This window comes from Thalassolituus sp., from assembly GCF_984348125.1.
The window spans coordinates 121449-138059 of record NZ_CFHJLR010000004.1 but is presented as its reverse complement, the minus strand read 5'-3'; the positions used below and the strand labels follow the sequence as shown (position 1 = coordinate 138059).

At 50.1% G+C, this 16611-nt stretch carries 15 protein-coding genes; 5 read left to right on the top strand and 10 right to left on the bottom strand.

Annotated elements, in window-relative coordinates; genetic code table 11:
- Positions 1 to 26 precede the first annotated feature (26 nt).
- The 3 genes from AC5E51_RS04430 to AC5E51_RS04420 form a co-directional block, all read right to left on the bottom strand.
- A complete protein-coding gene (locus AC5E51_RS04430) occupies positions 27 to 1058 on the bottom strand; it encodes a flagellar protein FilC (protein ID WP_068439641.1) in 1032 nt (343 codons plus the stop codon).
- Between the two features lie 18 nt (positions 1059 to 1076).
- Positions 1077 to 1979 (bottom strand): C39 family peptidase, encoded by a 903-nt coding sequence (locus AC5E51_RS04425; protein ID WP_068439665.1) that lies wholly within the window; start codon positions 1977 to 1979, stop codon positions 1077 to 1079.
- Between the two features lie 228 nt (positions 1980 to 2207).
- On the bottom strand, positions 2208 to 2975 hold the full coding sequence (locus tag AC5E51_RS04420) for a DUF6160 family protein (protein ID WP_297533961.1): 768 nt from the start codon (positions 2973 to 2975) through the stop codon (positions 2208 to 2210).
- A gap of 342 nt (positions 2976 to 3317) precedes the next feature.
- Here AC5E51_RS04420 and AC5E51_RS04415 point away from each other — a divergent pair, with 342 nt between their 5' ends.
- Positions 3318 to 4601: an anthranilate synthase component I family protein gene (locus tag AC5E51_RS04415; protein WP_491778177.1), complete on the top strand. Its 1284-nt coding sequence runs from the start codon at positions 3318 to 3320 to the stop codon at positions 4599 to 4601.
- A gap of 7 nt (positions 4602 to 4608) precedes the next feature.
- On the opposite strand, the gene thrH is transcribed toward AC5E51_RS04415, so the two are convergent.
- On the bottom strand, positions 4609 to 5226 hold the full coding sequence (gene thrH / locus AC5E51_RS04410) for a bifunctional phosphoserine phosphatase/homoserine phosphotransferase ThrH (RefSeq protein WP_301179894.1): 618 nt from the start codon (positions 5224 to 5226) through the stop codon (positions 4609 to 4611).
- 168 nt (positions 5227 to 5394) lie between these two features.
- On the opposite strand from thrH, the gene AC5E51_RS04405 reads away from it, so the two are divergent.
- Positions 5395 to 6123, top strand: coding sequence for a phosphoadenylyl-sulfate reductase (locus AC5E51_RS04405; protein ID WP_491778176.1), 729 nt, complete (start codon positions 5395 to 5397; stop codon positions 6121 to 6123).
- A gap of 34 nt (positions 6124 to 6157) precedes the next feature.
- Here the strand turns inward: AC5E51_RS04405 and cysB are convergent, their stop codons facing one another.
- The gene (cysB, locus tag AC5E51_RS04400; RefSeq protein WP_068439647.1) at positions 6158 to 7132 is read right to left on the bottom strand and encodes an HTH-type transcriptional regulator CysB; all 975 of its coding nucleotides are present in this window, start codon (positions 7130 to 7132) and stop codon (positions 6158 to 6160) included.
- A gap of 129 nt (positions 7133 to 7261) precedes the next feature.
- Here cysB and AC5E51_RS04395 point away from each other — a divergent pair, with 129 nt between their 5' ends.
- The 3 genes from AC5E51_RS04395 (at position 7262) to AC5E51_RS04385 (ending at position 9728) form a co-directional block, all read left to right on the top strand.
- Positions 7262 to 8035, top strand: a complete 774-nt coding sequence (locus tag AC5E51_RS04395; protein ID WP_068439649.1) for a sulfite exporter TauE/SafE family protein — start codon at positions 7262 to 7264, stop codon at positions 8033 to 8035.
- A gap of 135 nt (positions 8036 to 8170) precedes the next feature.
- Complete coding sequence (locus AC5E51_RS04390; RefSeq protein WP_068439651.1) at positions 8171 to 8350, top strand: helix-turn-helix domain-containing protein; 180 nt, start codon at positions 8171 to 8173, stop codon at positions 8348 to 8350.
- Positions 8351 to 8420: 70 nt separating this feature from the next.
- On the top strand, positions 8421 to 9728 hold the full coding sequence (locus AC5E51_RS04385) for a 3-deoxy-7-phosphoheptulonate synthase (RefSeq protein ID WP_297533957.1): 1308 nt from the start codon (positions 8421 to 8423) through the stop codon (positions 9726 to 9728).
- A gap of 53 nt (positions 9729 to 9781) precedes the next feature.
- Here the strand turns inward: AC5E51_RS04385 and AC5E51_RS04380 are convergent, their stop codons facing one another.
- The 5 genes from AC5E51_RS04380 to hrpA form a co-directional block, all read right to left on the bottom strand.
- Positions 9782 to 10501: an MlaA family lipoprotein gene (locus AC5E51_RS04380; protein WP_297533956.1), complete on the bottom strand. Its 720-nt coding sequence runs from the start codon at positions 10499 to 10501 to the stop codon at positions 9782 to 9784.
- A 68-nt stretch (positions 10502 to 10569) separates the two neighbouring features.
- A complete protein-coding gene (locus AC5E51_RS04375) occupies positions 10570 to 11292 on the bottom strand; it encodes an HvfC family RiPP maturation protein (protein WP_297533955.1) in 723 nt (240 codons plus the stop codon).
- Complete coding sequence (locus AC5E51_RS04370; RefSeq protein WP_491778175.1) at positions 11285 to 12151, bottom strand: HvfB family MNIO-type RiPP peptide maturase; 867 nt, start codon at positions 12149 to 12151, stop codon at positions 11285 to 11287. Before AC5E51_RS04370 ends, AC5E51_RS04375 begins: the two co-directional genes overlap by 8 nt.
- A gap of 8 nt (positions 12152 to 12159) precedes the next feature.
- Entirely contained in the window at positions 12160 to 12540 is a 381-nt protein-coding gene (locus AC5E51_RS04365) for an HvfA family oxazolone/thioamide-modified RiPP metallophore (RefSeq protein ID WP_301387524.1), read from the bottom strand.
- A 139-nt stretch (positions 12541 to 12679) separates the two neighbouring features.
- Complete coding sequence (gene hrpA / locus AC5E51_RS04360) at positions 12680 to 16579, bottom strand: ATP-dependent RNA helicase HrpA (RefSeq protein ID WP_491778174.1); 3900 nt, start codon at positions 16577 to 16579, stop codon at positions 12680 to 12682.
- Positions 16580 to 16611 lie beyond the last annotated feature (32 nt).

The following is a 16611-nucleotide window of genomic DNA, read 5'->3' as shown; positions in this document are numbered from 1 at the left end:
ATTATCGTTTTATCAGTCATGACTGATTAGTTGCCCTCTGAAGGTTTTGCACCCTCAATATCAATAGGCAATGACAGTCCCAGCAGGATATCAGGAGAAAGCTCCGTCATACCAAAGCCGACGTTTACGTTTGCGATCGTTTTTGGGGATACGCGCACACCTAAGGCGAAGTTCATAATGCCGGTCATTTGGCCGGTCGTTTCAGAACGAGTCTCCTGACCAGTTGAAGGGCGATACAGAACAAATTCGCTTCCCATAGAGTAAGACCCCTGGAAAGATGCACTCAGAGAAACATCGTATGAAAGCGAGTAAGCAAAACCCATAGAGGCTGAGATATTGCCCTTATTATTCACTTCTTGCAGCAGCTGATCACCACGCACCTGGTTCAGATCAGTAGCGGGAAGGTCATAACCCGCTGAGAGTGAGCCGAACAAGACAACCGGATCAAGAACTTTAGAAGTACTCAAACCGCCACTCAAGCCAAATGTACCCGACCCTGTGGAAAGCGCTTCATTTTCATCAATTTCGTAAGGCGACTGACCGGTCGGTACACGAAGAGAACCGAAATACGTTCTGGATGCTTTACCCGGAATATACTCAGCTGGCTGCCAGCGAACAGTACCGCTGATATCACCCACGCCGTAACCGGAAAGCTCGTCCTGCGTTTCAAACTTGGAAACCAACGGCAGGCGAACACCGAGTGTCAGGTTGTTAAACAGGCCGTAATCAAACGCAAAGCTATTCGTAAATGAATGGCTTGCAACTGGACTTACATCAACACTACGAACGCGAGAGTCCTCAACATTGAGGTCTATGCGCTGGTCACCATAATAGCTGTAGTCGAAGTTATAGTTGAGAGACATCCCGCCTTTTTTCAGCAAGGAATAGTTCTTTTCCGCCGCCTCAAACACTTCCTCAAGTGCTTTCTCAGTATCAGCATCACTGTCCTGTTTTGAAAGAGCCTCGCGAGCCTTGTCCATTTCTTCAGCGGTATCTGCGTAAGCGCCATTCACAGCAGCCAGCAACAAAGTCAGCGATAAAATTCCGGAGCGTTTCATGATTCTGCTTACCTTTTATTATTTTCTTCTGTAACGGAGAGACTTATTAATACCTTGGCCATCTTCGACAAGGCCATCGGTGACCAGGATATTGAAGTTATCCGGATCGCCGCCGTCTTCAGCAGTTTTGATTTCAGTTTCAAATACGAATGAGCCGTCATCCCCCACAACAGCATCGCCATTCTCATCTACTTTTAAGCGATATTCGTATTCGGCGTTATTAAATGAAGCATAAATCGCATTCTGCAGCTGGTGCTCAGATTTGACATGCAACATTGGAAACTCTTTAAAGGCATTCTCAGCAATAATATGATCTGAAACAAAGCGCATATCCTCTTCATGCAGCTCTAAGCCGCTCGCGGGCTTATGGCCATTCGGGAACACTATAAAGAGAACGTTGTTATCCCAGACTTCGAGAAAACGATGAAGAGTAAAAGAGATGTTGCCCAATGCAGGGTCGGCAACGTAAACCCGGCCATCGTACACCGTGCGGATAACAACAAAATGTTTAAATCCCGCATACTGAATCGGTGCGATAGCTGGGTGATCTAAAGTTTCAAGGTCGGATGCTTCCGCCTTGAACCCCCCTGATGGATGACCGAGCGCCGTAACTAAGCGCTTCATGTCTAACATTGAGAAACCCCGACGCTCTACGATTCGTTCAGTCTCACCGAATCGCAGCAAACCTTCCATCACCTGACGTTCCTGGAAGTTCCTACCCAAGTAAAAGTCGAGAAGTGTCGTCAGGGCAGCAGAGCCACAGGAATAGTCATACACCTGACGCACGACATTTTTGAATTTTTTCGCAGCGAGAGGTTCGACATTAACTACCATATCTTCCTGATAGTCTTCACCGACGGCCACACGAACAACGGTGTCCCCCTGCTCTCGCTCATTCACAATGGCAAGCTCATGTGCCATGGCGAACCCGATAACAGATCCTAAGAGAATAATCAGCACGATTCTAAGGCCTCGGCCTCCCCCTTTATATTTTTATTATAATTTGTATCGTTATCCTATGTTACAGAAACAATTTAGCCCAACCAAGTATAATTCACTGATAAATCAGGTTTTTTCGCTCTTTTTCATTAAATACAGACATAAAAAAAGCCCGCCGGAGCGGGCTTTCTTTCTAGACGCTAAGCGAACTTAGCGACCAGAGATGGTTACAGCCGCACCGTTCAGAGCGATATCAGAGATAGCAACTGAACCGATAGAAGATCCACCCAGAGCCAAGTCACCAATCTCGATAGTACCAGCCAGGTCAAGACCTGTGATAGAGATACCGTCGCCATTGAAGGTCAGAGTAGAGTCAGTGCTAATACCAGTACCAACACCGCCAGTACCGTATACACGCAGATCAGTAATGCCAATCGCGTCGTTCAACAGCGTCATGCTACCTGAGGTAACTTCAACAGAACCACCAACTGAAGTAATGGTAGTATCCGTACCAGACTGTGCAATTGTAGTAACGCTACCCTGAACATCCATAGTAACGTCAACGTTACGCGCCAGGTTAGCAGCAGAAAGGCCAGCATCAGTGCGAGTTTCAACGTTACCGATACGTACACGCAGGCCTGACAGATCAGTCGCAGAGCTATCCATGATGATAGAACCAGTTTCATCAATGTCGATTGCGTTGAAGATAGTAATATCAGAACCATCTGCAGAACCAACGATGATATTGCTAATTGCCAAAGAACCGCCACCAGTAGTTACGCCGTCGACAGTATCGGTATACAGAACTTCACCGATAGAAATGGCATCGACATCAGACAGAGTAATATCCAGATCGATACCAGCCTGACCAGTAGCAGCAGCCATTGCCATTTCGTCCATTGCTACCAGTTCAGCGTTAGCAGCGAAAGATACAGCGGCGATAGATGCAGCCAGAGAAGCTTTCTTGAGGAATTTCATTTGTGCACACTCCTGATTGTTTTTATGTAGTACAGCGGGTCTTTCAGTTTACCCGTTGACCATCCTACTTGTTTCACCTTGTGGTGTCACCCGCTTGAATGGTCGATTTTCAATTTGCTTACTGTCTAATGAACTACCAGCAAGCTTTCGAATTAAGCCCCGCTACACGAGACTTGCATTCAATCTATTATGTTGATTTGCAGTTGTCTACCCTTTTTTCACACAAAGTTACGGATAATGGTTACGAAGCGGCTCTGGATGTATACTAGGAGTAAAGAAGCCGCAGAAAATCGCTATTTTTCAGTAGGTTATATACTCACCAACCCAACCAAGTGGCCTGTAATGTTCACCTGCAAACTTGAGCTACCCGGCGCCAAAATACTGAAAACCCTGTCATATCTGGACAACTTCAGCCTGCTCACCATTCCACACAGGCAACGCCATTACTCGAACCTGACAGAAGATGATCACTTCAAGGCAAAATACGTCATTGCGATCAATGAGTCCGAATCGACCAATCAACTACCGCCACTCAAGACCAGGCACCACGATAGAGAGACAGACAGTAAGGGCTGCTTTGTATCAGGTTGGATCGGTCTTCTGGATTACCCCGGCAGCGATAGCCAGACCAGCTTCAGGCGCTACAACTCTTCGCTACTCATAGACCCTGACAGCGACTATTGCATCATCCAGTCTCCTGAACCCATTACTGACTCAACAGTAGCGAGCTACCTTGAAACCCTGAAGCACTGCATGACAGCAACGCAGACCACACCTTCACCAAGAACATGGATGCCAGAGCAGACTCCAGAGCAATATACCGACAGCTTCGCCAAAGTACGCGAGTATCTTTTGAGCGGCGACTGCTACCAGATCAACCTGGCCACCCCCTTCCTCTGCAAGGATGACCTGAGAGATTGTAACCCGTCAGAGCTACTGGAGACTTTTGACGCACCGCATGGATGCATCATCAAAGACAGCGAGCGAACTATCATCAGCGTTTCACCAGAAAGACTTCTCAAGATCTCCCCAAAGACAAGCAAGACTAGCGCGTCACCGACCTTCCAGCTTGAGACGCGCCCAATCAAAGGGACCGCTCCCAGACACATAAATTCAACTGAGGACGCCAGGCTCGCCTCAGAACTAAGAACCAGCCCTAAAAATCAGGCCGAAAACCTGATGATTGTCGACCTGCTACGGAATGACCTGAGCATTCACGCCACCCCGGGCAGCGTCAGGGTGCCCGAACTCTTCACCCTTGAGTCGCATTCCAACGTACATCACCTCGTATCCACCATCACCGCAACACTGAAAGCCGACACACCCGCAACAAAAGCAATTGAAGCGGTTTTTCCGGGAGGCTCAATTACCGGCGCCCCGAAAAAACGTGCGATGGAAATCATCAGCGAACTGGAACCAAGAGAGCGAGGTGCTTACTGCGGCTCCGCTGGCTACATCGATGACAGTGGATCTTGCGACTTCAATATCCTCATACGGACAATTGAAGCAAAAGAAGAAGGCGCAACATGCTGGGGAGGCGGAGGTCTCGTCATCGACAGCAATGCCGACGACGAATACCAGGAGATACTCAACAAGGTGACGAAAATTCTCGACACCCCGTTATAAGTCTTACTTAAAGCGTCAGGTCGCGATTACTGGCTTTGATGAACTCTTTCTTAAGGTCTTCATAAGTGTGCACAGCCGGGAATTGTGGAAATTCCTCGATCACATTCTGTGGTGCATGAAACAGAATACCCGCATCTGCCTCTGCCAGCATCGTCGTATCATTGTAGGAATCGCCGGCTGCGATCGTACGATAATAGATGGTCTGCAAAGCACGGATAGACTGACGCTTAGGGTCAGCCTGACGCAGTTTGTAGTCAACGACACGACCATCTTCATCAGCAACCAGGCGGTGGCAGAACAGTGTCGGAAAGCCCAACTGGCGCATCAGCGGCTGAGAGAACTCGTAAAAAGTGTCAGACAGAATAATCACCTGAAAACGCTCACGCAGCCAATCAACAAACTCACGCGCTCCGTCAAGTGGCTTAAGAGTTGCGATCACTTCCTGAATATCCTGCAGTTTAAAACCGTGCTGATCGAGTAGCGCCAGACGTTGTTTCATCAGAACGTCGTAATCAGGAATATCACGAGTCGTTGCTTTCAACTCTTCAATGCCCGTTTTGTTTGCAAATTCAATCCAGATCTCAGGTACCAGTACACCTTCAAGGTCAAGACATGCGATTTCCATGGAGTCCCCATCAATTCATTCAGGTAATAAAGGGCGCTACTCTACCATTCATCCCGGCAAACACAACGGATTAGCAAACACATGAATAAGAGTATTCTTTTTTAGTATTATTTGACCTAAGAAGCCCCATGATAATATCACCTCAAAATACAACGACCGGATACACCGATGAGAGACGACCAGATTGCCGAACTGAACACCCAGTTTGAAGATAAACGCCCGAAAGACATTATTCGTCACGCCATTGAAAACCATGATGCCATTGCCGTTTCATTCAGCGGCGCCGAGGATGTCATTCTGGTCGATATGGCCGTCAAAATCGATCCAAACGTCGACATCTTCACTCTGGATACGGGTCGACTGCACCCAGAGACATACCAGTTCATAGAAAAGGTGCGCAAACACTACAATATCACCATTGATGTGCGCACACCTGAACAAGCTACACTGCAAGACTTCGTTAAAGAAAAAGGACTATTCAGCTTCTACGAAGATGGGCACCAGGAGTGCTGTGGCGTTCGCAAAATCGCCCCACTACGCAACAAGCTGACTGAACTGGACGCATGGATAACGGGTCAACGTCGCGACCAGAGCCCAGGGACACGATCAGACGTATCGATTATAGAACTGGATAGCGCCTTCAAAGGACGGGGCGAAACACTAACCAAGTATAACCCGCTCGCTCACTGGACTTCGGCTCAGGTCTGGGAATACATAAAAATGTTCGACGTTCCATACAACGAGCTTCACCAGAAAGGCTTCGTCAGCATCGGCTGCGAACCCTGCACCAGAGCCACACTGCCAAACCAACACGAGCGTGAAGGTCGCTGGTGGTGGGAGGAAGCAACCCACAAAGAGTGCGGACTCCACGCAGGCAACATCATCTCAAAGGGCTGAAACAAGCGCCTTCTATCGAGCCCCCCTGCTGCGGTCAGTGCACAGGGAGCTCGATCCCATCAAATAAATCTGAAACATCCTGCCTTCCCGGGCTCTGCGCAGCAACCTCAACCAGATCCCGAGTAAGATGAGGCGCAAAGGTAGCAATAAAATCAAACATATAGCTACGCAGAAACGTACCCTTGCGAAAGCCGATACTGGTAACACTTGAAGCAAACAAGTGAGACGCATCGATTGCTACAAGATCAGAATCAGTAGTTGGATCGATCGCCATGCTCGCCACAATCCCAATCCCCACACCCAGCCTCACGTAGGTTTTGATAACGTCAGAATCGGCCGCTGTAAAGGCCACCTTGGGCGTCAGCCCCTGCCCCTGAAATGCTTCATCAAGCTTAGATCGGCCAGTAAAGCCAAACACATAAGTAACCAGAGGGTACGCAGCCACTTGCTCCAGTGTCGGTCGCGGAGTGGCCGCAAGCGGATGCCCTTTGGGGACCAGAATGCTGCGATTCCACCGATAGCACGGCATCATAATCAGGTCACCAAAGTGCTCCATCGCCTCAGTAGCAATAGCAAAATCGGTCGTGCCATCCGCCGCCATTTCGGCTATCTGCATCGGTGTGCCCTGATGCATATGAAGAGACACATCCGGATAGCGCCTCATGAACGACTCAATCACCCCCGGGAGTGCATATCGGGCCTGAGTATGCGTTGTTGCCACAGACAGACTGCCGCGCTTTTCATCACTGAACTCCTGAGCGACCTGCTTAATACTCTCAGTTTTACGCAGAATATCTCCGGCGATCTTCAGAATGGCCTCACCAGCCGGCGTAATGCGCGTCAGATGCTTACCGCTGCGTGCAAAGATCTCAACGCCAAGCTCATCTTCCAACAGCCGAATCTGTTTACTGATCCCGGGCTGAGAGGTGTATAACGCTTGCGCGGTGGCGGACACATTCAGATCGTGGTGCGCGACCTCCCATATGTATCTGAGTTGCTGCAACTTCATATATCCCACCCCTTACGACAAAACGCTATTCGAGTTATAAAAATATAAACAAATATTCCTTTCCAGAATAGATGACAACCTCTACATTGTCGCATTCTGTACTATACGCACCCAGATTAGACGACTCAGATGGATTTTCTGCTTTATATCGGTGCCGGCGCTGCCGTCGGCTTTATTGTAGGCATGACCGGCATTGGTGGCGGCGCATTGATGACGCCACTGCTGCTCAGCTTTGGCTTCCCAGCGCATACCGCTGTCGGAACCGATCTGCTCTACGCGGCATTAACGAAGGCCGGCGGAGCGTATAGCCATCACAGACAAAAGCACGTCAATTGGGGGTTGGTCAAACTTCTTGCTGCTGGCTCAATACCCGCCGCACTAATTACCGGCGCCCTTCTTCATGTGTTCTTCAATGACGCTGAAGACTACGGCCACCTGCTGAAAAACGCCCTCGGCATCATGCTGGTCATGACTGCCGTCGTTATCTTCATGAGAACACGCATTCAAGCCTTTGCGGCGGCCCGCAACGCCCGCAACCTGAGTCGATTCAGACCAGCCGCAACTATCGTCATGGGCATCCTGCTCGGCATATTCGTTACACTCTCGTCTGTCGGCGCTGGCGCTATTGGTACAGCCATCCTCATGATTCTCTACCCTGCACTCCGGGGCACTCACATCGTCGGCACCGATATCGCTCACGCCGTTCCACTGACACTCGCTGCTGGCCTTATCCACCTGGGCCTTGGCAATGTCGACTTCCAACTACTCGGCGCACTGCTCCTGGGTTCCATTCCAGCCATCCACTTCGGAAGCATGATCAGCCGCAAGGTTCCTGACGCAATACTGCGCCCTGCTCTTGCAAGCATTCTGTTTTTCATGGGTGCACGGTACATGTTCCAGTAACAATACTTGCGCCCCAACCAAACAAAGCGCCTGCTCTGTCAGCTGAGTCAGGCGCAACGAACCACCGCCCGCCAACACGCTGTCAAATCCTGACTAAACTCTTACTCCAGTGCATATACATAAAGGAGTGCGAGCATGTCTGACCAACAACTTATGACCATCGAAGAAGTCGCAAAGTACCTCGAAATCAAAACTGTGACAGTTAAGCGCTATGCTCGCGAGGGACTCCTCGACTCATCAGGAGGCAGCGAGCCAATGCTTTTCGAAAGAAATAAAGTAGAACGATTCAAGGACATTCAAAGCCGTCTTCGCTAAAAATTAACTTTACTTAACCCCAGCCAGGCTATTAAGCTTAAGCACGAATAAGCTAACTTAATATCTAATTATGAAAACAACTGATGTTGTCGCCTGGTTCGGAACCAAAAAAGCTATTGCAGAAGCCTGTTCCGAAGACGGCTGGAAGCTGACCGCTGCGGCGGTCTCCCAATGGGGAGAAGAGCCGCCAGCAGGTCGTCAGAAGCAAATTGCTGCCCTGACCAAAGGGCAACTGACCGCAGGCTCAGCACCCTCCCAACCTGAGACAACACCAGCCCAACCGTCTGAAGGCCAACAGGAAATGACTGACAATCGCATTGAAGATCTCAATATTGAGTCCATCGCGACTCTGGTAACCCCAACTCAGCTCAAAGAAGAGATGCCTATCTCTGAGCAAGCTGTCGAAAGCGTCTGTAAAGGCCGCCAGGCCATTCGCGACATCCTGGATCGTAAAGATCACCGCATTTTTGTTGTGGTCGGCCCCTGCTCCATCCACGACGTAGATGCAGCTAAAGACTACGCTCAGCGCTTGCGGGATCTGGCAGAAGAAGTCAGCGATACCCTCTACCTTGTAATGCGCGTTTACTTTGAAAAGCCTCGCACTACCGTTGGATGGAAAGGGCTGATTAACGACCCGTACATGAACGACACTTTCAAAATCCAGGACGGTCTGCATACCGCGCGTCGCCTTCTGATTGATCTTGCAGAGCTCGGCTTGCCACTATCCACTGAAGCGCTGGACCCGATCTCACCACAGTACCTTCAGGATCTGATCGCATGGTCAGCTATTGGCGCACGCACTACAGAATCCCAGACACACCGAGAGATGGCTTCAGGCCTTTCATCGGCCGTTGGCTTCAAGAACGGGACCGATGGCAGCCTGACGGTTGCTACTAACGCACTGATGTCTGTAGCCAACCCACACCGCTTCCTTGGTATCGACCAGAGCGGCCAGGTTTCAATCGTTTCAACCAAGGGCAACCCTTACGCACACGTCGTGCTGCGCGGTGGCGGCGGTAAGCCAAACTACGATTCAGTGAACGTCCAGATTGCAGAAGACGCACTGTCTAAAGCGGATCTTGCGCAGAACATCATGATCGACTGTAGCCATGAAAACAGCAGCAAGAATCCGGCACTGCAGCCATTGGTCATGGACAATGTCAGCAACCAGATCCTTGAAGGCAACAAGTCCATTATCGGCCTGATGGTTGAATCAAACATCAAGCACGGGCGTCAGAATATTCCTGCCAACCTGGATGATCTGGAGTACGGCTTATCGGTAACAGACGGCTGCATCAGCTGGGAAGAAACTGAAGATGCAATCCGCAAAATGCGTGAGAAGCTGAAAGATGTTCTCCCTGGGCGCACAGCCGGCTAAAAACAAAAAAGGCCTCTCACGAGGCCTTTTTTATTATTTGTCGTAATCCATAGTCATTCATCGAAGATGCCAAACTCATCTTCAAACTCATCCTGCACCTGCCCATCATTGACCAGATACTCACGGCTCTGAAGATACGCACTACGGATAAAGAGATAACGGTCGCCGGTAATAAACTGCTCAGATTCAATCAGATCTGAACGAAGGTCGAGCGCTTTTAAGCCCAACATCGCAGCATCTTCACCGAGATTGTCGCCAAAATAGGTATACGACAGGCCGGTGTAATAGTCGCCGACATGTCCTACAGAATGACGCAAGGTACGTGGCCCAAAGAACGGCAATACCAGATAAGGCCCATTGCCGACCCCCCAGTAACCGAGAGTCTGCCCGAAGTCTTCACGATGCTTTGGCAGACCGATGTGCGTCGCCACATCGAAAAAGCCGAAAAACCCAACCGTACTGTTCACCAGAAATCGACCCACGGCCGTAGCTGCCCTAGAGAATTTAAGCTGCGCGACATCATTCACACTGGTCAGAGGGTCAAGCGCGTTCTGGTACATATTCGTAATGCCGGTATCTACCACCACAGGGGTCACCGCGTTGTACCCCCTTGCTACAGGCACAAAGAAATTTCGGTCCAGGTAATCATTGAAGGCGAAAATTTTGCGATTGGTTTCTTCAAAAGGATCGTATTCCTCTTCAGCTTGAGCAGGCAACGCCGCGAGGCCAATGGTAACCGTTCCAATCAGCGCAACAAGGGAATGAAAATACATAAGATGACGTCCTGTTTTTGTTAAGCTCATAATGTCAGAAACCGACCAGAACGTCAGCTTTTACTGTCTCACGAGCGGATAACACCTTGCCGGTGCCAGTCACCCAGAACCTGCAGCGCCCCCTGAAGAGCAACATCTCCATCCAGCCCAGCCTGAGACATTACCGATTCAACGGCCTGTCGTGCAGTCAGCATCGGTTCAGCCCGTGCAGTTTCGAGAATCATAAGTGACAAAGGAGTGCAGCTGATAAACCGTACTTTATCAGCCAGGTCACGATAAACGACAAACCCCGACATCTGTTCCGAGACCTCAGGTTCAAACCCTGACACCTGATGAACCGGGTACTGATAACACGCAGCAATCGATGCAGGATTAATTAAAATTGGCGAGTCCGGATCAAAGAGACCATCAGGCTCACCTCTGAACCCTTCAACATCCATCACATCAACGGCCAGCTCCAGCCACTCATAGTGAGCTAGCTCTGCCAGATATGGAAACTCACCAAGAATACTTTGCTGTGTCACCAACCATGCCAGAAATTCCTCACTTATTTCGAGAAAAAGCGGAGAGTTTGACTGGTGATCACGAAAAAATGCCCGCGAATATTCCTTCCATCGCTCATCGCCGACAGCCTCTTTGCAGACAGGAAAGGTACCATCGAGAAAGCCACAGACACTGTTAAAAAAGAGCTCCCGATAAATCTTGAGTCCGGGCTGTTCACCGAAACTTTCATCACCATCAGTGCGAATGTCCTTGGCAAACGCCCTTTGCATCTTCGCCAGATCAGACATGCACCAGTGCCTCCTGAAGCGCCTTAATCTGTGAGACCTCTGCAAACATATCGTCGAGATCAGGAAAGTTAAAATCCCGCTCCAGAAGCGTTGGCCTCATCCCGTGCGCATCATAAGCCGCTGATAGTAGTGCCCAGACAGGCTCAATAACATCTGCACCGTGGGTGTCTACCAACAAATTCGAGGAAGGATCATCATCACTGGCGTCGGATGTATCCTGATAGTGGCCAGCGACATGGTAATACCGGATTTTATCGCTCGGCATACTGCGAATGTACTCTTCAGCGTTGTACCCGTGATTTGTTGAATTAACGTAGACGTTATTCACATCAAGGAGTAACTCGCAGTCGGCAGCTTCAAGCACCGCTTTGACGAATTCTGGCTCTGCCATTTCGCGTCCGGGCTCAACATAAGCCGAAACATTTTCTATCACCAGGCGCTCACCAAGAATGTCCTGCACTCTCATGATTCGCTCACTGACGTACTTGACAGCTTCTTCGGTAAACGGAAGCGGCATAAGGTCGTACAGATGGCCATCGTCTGAGCAGTAACTCAGGTGCTCGCTATAGACCGCCACCTTATGCTCTTTCAGAAAGTCTTTTACGTCACGGACGAACGCTTCGTCCAACGGAGCAGGGCTACCAATAGACAACGACAGTCCATGGCAAGCAAATGGATAGCGTTCAGTAAAATAGCGGAATTGGCGGCCCAGACGACCACCAACCCGTAACCAGTTCTCGGGCGCGACCTCAAAAAAATCGACGGGGACTTCAACGCCGTTTTCTATGCGAGACTGCAATTCTGAGATAAACCCTCGGCGCAGACCTAATCCTGCGCCCGTGATCTGGTGGCGATTCATATCAGCGCTCAGCTCTCTTTTGCACCGCCGCACTTACCTTCGCCGCACTTGCCTTCTTTTTCAGACTTGACACCGCACTTACCTTCGCCGCACTTGCCTTCTTTTTCAGACTTGGCACCGCACTTACCTTCGCCACACTTGCCTTCTTTCTCAGACTTAGCACCACACTTACCTTCGCCACACTTGCCTTCTTCATCGGCCTTGGCGCCACACTTACCCTCGCCACATTTGCCTTCATGGTGCGCAGCCACTTTGTAACCCTGATTCAGTTCTGCAGAAGCAAACGGGTTTTCAGCAGCATTAACGCCTGCAGCTGAAACAGCGGTAACAAACGCCGTTCCGAGAACAGCAGACATCAGCTTGTTGGTATCTTTGGTAGAGTTTTTCATAGCAGTTTCCTTTTCAGTGTTAGGGGCAAAAGGTGCCCGTATGTATCCTGTACGTTCCAAAGCACAGGTTGGATTCAGTATGTCAGACGATTTTACTGTTACACACCGCATTTTTTGAGCCAACAGTCAGTTATTACGCTCAGAGACCCGCCTGAACGATCTCATGCCAACGTTTGTTAAGGCGCTTAAGCGATACCGGCTCTTGTGTACCCAGCGGTTGCGCGAATAACGACACTCGCCACTCCTCAAGCAGCCACCGGAACTCCTCAAGGGCTTCCTGATTTGCACCGCCACGATCTACCGCTTCTTTCCAAGGCACATAGACCGACTCGAACTCAACCATGGACTGACGATCACGCGCAAGGTTCCCTTGCAGCTTATCAATCCGATACTCCATAGCCCGCAGATAGCGGGTGAAACACTTCAACCTTGGCCATGGCACTTCGACAAGAAACCCCGGAGCCAACAGGCGTTCCAGATGGGCTTTGGTATCACTGAACGCCATGGCCTTATCCATTGTTACGGCGCCCCTGAGGCTCTTAAGCACACCATGCCGAATCTTCAACCACTGAACAAACTGGGTAAGCAGCTCTTCCAGATGTTGATGTAGTCGGCTACGTCGCTGAATTCTTACATCAAATTCTTCAGGCGTCCGCGGCAGAGCCTCATCAAGAGGTAGCATGATATGGGTATACACCGCATCAACAAGCTCGCGAGTAATCTCTCCTTCGGACCCCATACCTTTAGCCAACAGCCAGTGTGGTTTCATTTGCGTCTGGATAGATTGGCGGAGGTCGCGATCCATTCCTGCAAGCTGCTGGCGAATCAGGGCCAACACCCCTTCACGATGCGAAACCTCGGCCTGAGATTCACTATTCTCTGTTGTCAGGACTACCGTGTCGCCGTCGCTCTTAAGGCATGGGTAAGACCTCACTGGCAAGCCGGCCACTTCGGCCTCGGTTGACTCCGGCAATGCGCCGAAATCCCAGTCATTAACCGTATGTCCGGCAAACCGGTCATCAAGAAGGACGTATTCAGAAGTCTCTCCGCTAACATCAACACTCTCAATAAGCGCGGCCAGGTCTCTGCTTTCGGTGATAACATCATCGCCGTTGAGAACCCTGAAGTTCATTTTCAAGTGAGACTCCAGCGCATCACTCATCAGCTCTTCTGGCGTTACACGCTCGGGCCTTAAGGTCTGATTCAGAAATTCCGCCAGCTGGATATAGAGTCCACCCTTGGAAGCTGCAGCCTGATTCAGAAAGCGGGTTGCCGTATCTGGCACAGGTACAAACTGCTTCCGCACTGGCTTTGGCAACGCTTTAATAATGGCTACAACTTTTTGGTGAATAAATCCCGGAACCAGCCATTCTGTCAGCCTTTCATTAACCTGAGGCAGCATCTGAGCAGGAACGGTTAAGGTCACCCCATCGTCGGGGCTTCCGGGCGCAAAGGTGTATGACAACGGAAAATTAATACCATTAATCTCCAGCTCTGCGGGGTAATCATCACTGGATATACCGCGAGCAGCATCCGACAGAAGAAATTCACGAGTAAGATACAATTGCCTTTTATCGGCGTCTGACGCACGTTTAAACCAACTTTCCAATGCTCTGCGGGAAAAAACACCCTCAGGAAAATATCTCTCGTAAAAATCAATCAGCGCATGATCATCAATCACGAGATCACGCCGGCGCGATTTTTCTTCGTACTCAGTGACCTCTGCAATCAGTTCAATGTTTTTGCGATAAAATTCAACATCAGATTTAAGCTGCTGCGCGACGAGCGCTTCTGTAATAAGAATCTGGCGGCTTTCCTCAGGGTGAGTTTTCGAATAATCGACACGTTTTTTCGGGTTTACAACCAGGCCGTACAGCGAAGACTGTTCAGTCGCTACAACCTGACCTCGCTGCTGTTGCCAATGTGGTTCGAAGTACTGATATTTAAGTAATTCCCGACCACATTCTTCAATCCACTCGGGCTCCACCCTGGCAACCATGCGCGCAAACAGCTTACTGGTTTCAACCAGCTCGGCAGCGACCAGCCATTTGGGCGGTTTCTTATAACCGGCACTCCCCGGCGCCATCACGAAACGTCGGTTACGAGCACCTATATATTCCTTATGCTCCGCCCTGAAACCGATATGACTTAACATCCCAGAAAGAATGGCTTTGTGCAACGCGTCATAAGAAGCAGGCTCGGAATTTGTCGATATATCCATATCACGCAGCATCAGATGCAGCTGTCGATGAATATCCCGCCATTCGCGCATCCGCATATAAGACAGATAATTTTTCTTACACCACTTGCGTAGTTGACTCTGACTCAGTTCCTGGCGCTGTGTTTCGAAGCCATTCCAGAGATTAATCAGCGTTGCAAAGTCGGAATCATCATCCGCCCATTGCTTGTGCTTCTCAGCAGCCGCCTGTTGTTTTTCCTGCGGCCTTTCTCTTGGATCGGCAACAGTCAGGGCTGCGGCGACGATCATCATTTCAGTCGCACAATTTCTCTGCCCTGCGGCAATCAACATGCGTCCGATACGTGGATCGACCGGTAACCGAGCCATGGTCCTGCCCGTGCTGGTGATTTTCTTTGCGTTATCGACGGCACCGAGTTCGGACAGCAGTGTATATCCGTCTTTTACAAAACGATCGTCAGGTGCATCAACAAATGGGAATTTCCGAATGTCCCCCAAGCGAAGATTCAACATCTGCAATATCACGGCTGCAAGATTAGTGCGACGAATTTCCGGATCGGTAAATTCTGAGCGCGACAAAAAATCCTGCTCGTCATAAAGCCGGATGCAGGTTCCGGGCTCTATACGGCCGCAACGCCCTGCCCTTTGATTTGCACTCGCCTGAGAAATCGCTTCAACCGGCAGACGCTGCACTTTGGTGCGGTAGCTGTAACGACTGATTCTCGCGACACCGGAGTCGATAACATAGCGAATGCCGGGGACCGTCAGAGAAGTTTCAGCCACATTGGTACTGAGCACGACGCGCCGCCCGCCATGAGGGCGAAATATTCTCTGTTGATCAGCAGAACTCAACCGTGCATACAGCGGTAGAATATCCGTCGCGGGCAATTGCTGACGTCTGAGGAATTCAGCACACTCCCTGATTTCCCGCTCTCCGGGCAGAAACACCAGGGTGTCACCCGGACTACCCTTAGCCTTGTCGATTGAGCGCAATTCTTCGAGCGCCTCAGCTATCCCTTCGAATAAAGAGCGATCTTCCTCGTCATCGTCATTCCGAACCAGTGGACGATAGAGAACATCAACAGGATGTGTCCGGCCCGACACCTGAATCACCGGAGCGTCATCAAAGTGCTGAGAGAAGCGCTCAACGTCAATGGTTGCAGAAGTAATGATGACCTTAAGGTCTGGACGTTTGGGCAGTAACTGTTTGAGGTAACCCATCAAAAAATCGATATTCAGGCTACGTTCGTGTGCTTCATCGATAATGATGCAGTCGTATTCATTCAGGAAGCGGTCGTGCTGCGTCTGAGCCAGTAGAATACCGTCCGTCATGACCTTAATACGGGTGTCATCGCTTGACTGGTCTGTAAACCTCACCTGATAGCCCACTGTCTCACCGAGCGGGCTGTTTAATTCATCAGCAATCCGCTGTGACACCGAACGCGCAGCAAGGCGTCGCGGCTGTGTATGGCCAATCCGTCCATACACACCCAACCCCGCTTCAATACACATTTTCGGTAACTGAGTCGTCTTACCCGAACCTGTTTCACCGGCAATGACGACCACCTGATTTTCAGAAATCAGAGACAGAATCTCTGACCTCTTCTCACAAACAGGCAGGTTCTCAGGGTAATTAAGTGCAGGATTAGTGCTTCGGGCTGCAACCGCTTGCTGACTTTTTTCTATTCTGGAGACCAGCTTAGCCAACTGCGTTTGCTGTTTATCAAGGGGTTCTTTTTCAATGCGACGAAGTGCGTTACGGACCGGGTGCCGATCGCGGATAAGACAATGCATCAGGGATTTTTCGAGTTCAGAGAACATCTTGGTTACTTCGGTAGACATGTATCCCGCCAGTCAGAAACAAAAACGCCCCG

Bases quoted from the DNA above. Each gene is read 5' to 3' on its own strand.
- AC5E51_RS04430 (WP_068439641.1), bottom strand. From the start codon at position 1,058: ATGAAACGCTCCGGAATTTTATCGCTGACTTTGTTGCTGGCTGCTGTG.
- AC5E51_RS04425 (WP_068439665.1), bottom strand. From the start codon at position 1,979: ATGGCACATGAGCTTGCCATTGTGAATGAGCGAGAGCAGGGGGACACC.
- AC5E51_RS04420 (WP_297533961.1), bottom strand. From the start codon at position 2,975: ATGAAATTCCTCAAGAAAGCTTCTCTGGCTGCATCTATCGCCGCTGTA.
- AC5E51_RS04415 (WP_491778177.1), top strand. From the start codon at position 3,318: ATGTTCACCTGCAAACTTGAGCTACCCGGCGCCAAAATACTGAAAACC.
- thrH (WP_301179894.1), bottom strand. From the start codon at position 5,226: ATGGAAATCGCATGTCTTGACCTTGAAGGTGTACTGGTACCTGAGATC.
- AC5E51_RS04405 (WP_491778176.1), top strand. From the start codon at position 5,395: ATGAGAGACGACCAGATTGCCGAACTGAACACCCAGTTTGAAGATAAA.
- cysB (WP_068439647.1), bottom strand. From the start codon at position 7,132: ATGAAGTTGCAGCAACTCAGATACATATGGGAGGTCGCGCACCACGAT.
- AC5E51_RS04395 (WP_068439649.1), top strand. From the start codon at position 7,262: ATGGATTTTCTGCTTTATATCGGTGCCGGCGCTGCCGTCGGCTTTATT.
- AC5E51_RS04390 (WP_068439651.1), top strand. From the start codon at position 8,171: ATGTCTGACCAACAACTTATGACCATCGAAGAAGTCGCAAAGTACCTC.
- AC5E51_RS04385 (WP_297533957.1), top strand. From the start codon at position 8,421: ATGAAAACAACTGATGTTGTCGCCTGGTTCGGAACCAAAAAAGCTATT.
- AC5E51_RS04380 (WP_297533956.1), bottom strand. From the start codon at position 10,501: ATGTATTTTCATTCCCTTGTTGCGCTGATTGGAACGGTTACCATTGGC.
- AC5E51_RS04375 (WP_297533955.1), bottom strand. From the start codon at position 11,292: ATGTCTGATCTGGCGAAGATGCAAAGGGCGTTTGCCAAGGACATTCGC.
- AC5E51_RS04370 (WP_491778175.1), bottom strand. From the start codon at position 12,151: ATGAATCGCCACCAGATCACGGGCGCAGGATTAGGTCTGCGCCGAGGG.
- AC5E51_RS04365 (WP_301387524.1), bottom strand. From the start codon at position 12,540: ATGAAAAACTCTACCAAAGATACCAACAAGCTGATGTCTGCTGTTCTC.
- hrpA (WP_491778174.1), bottom strand. From the start codon at position 16,579: ATGTCTACCGAAGTAACCAAGATGTTCTCTGAACTCGAAAAATCCCTG.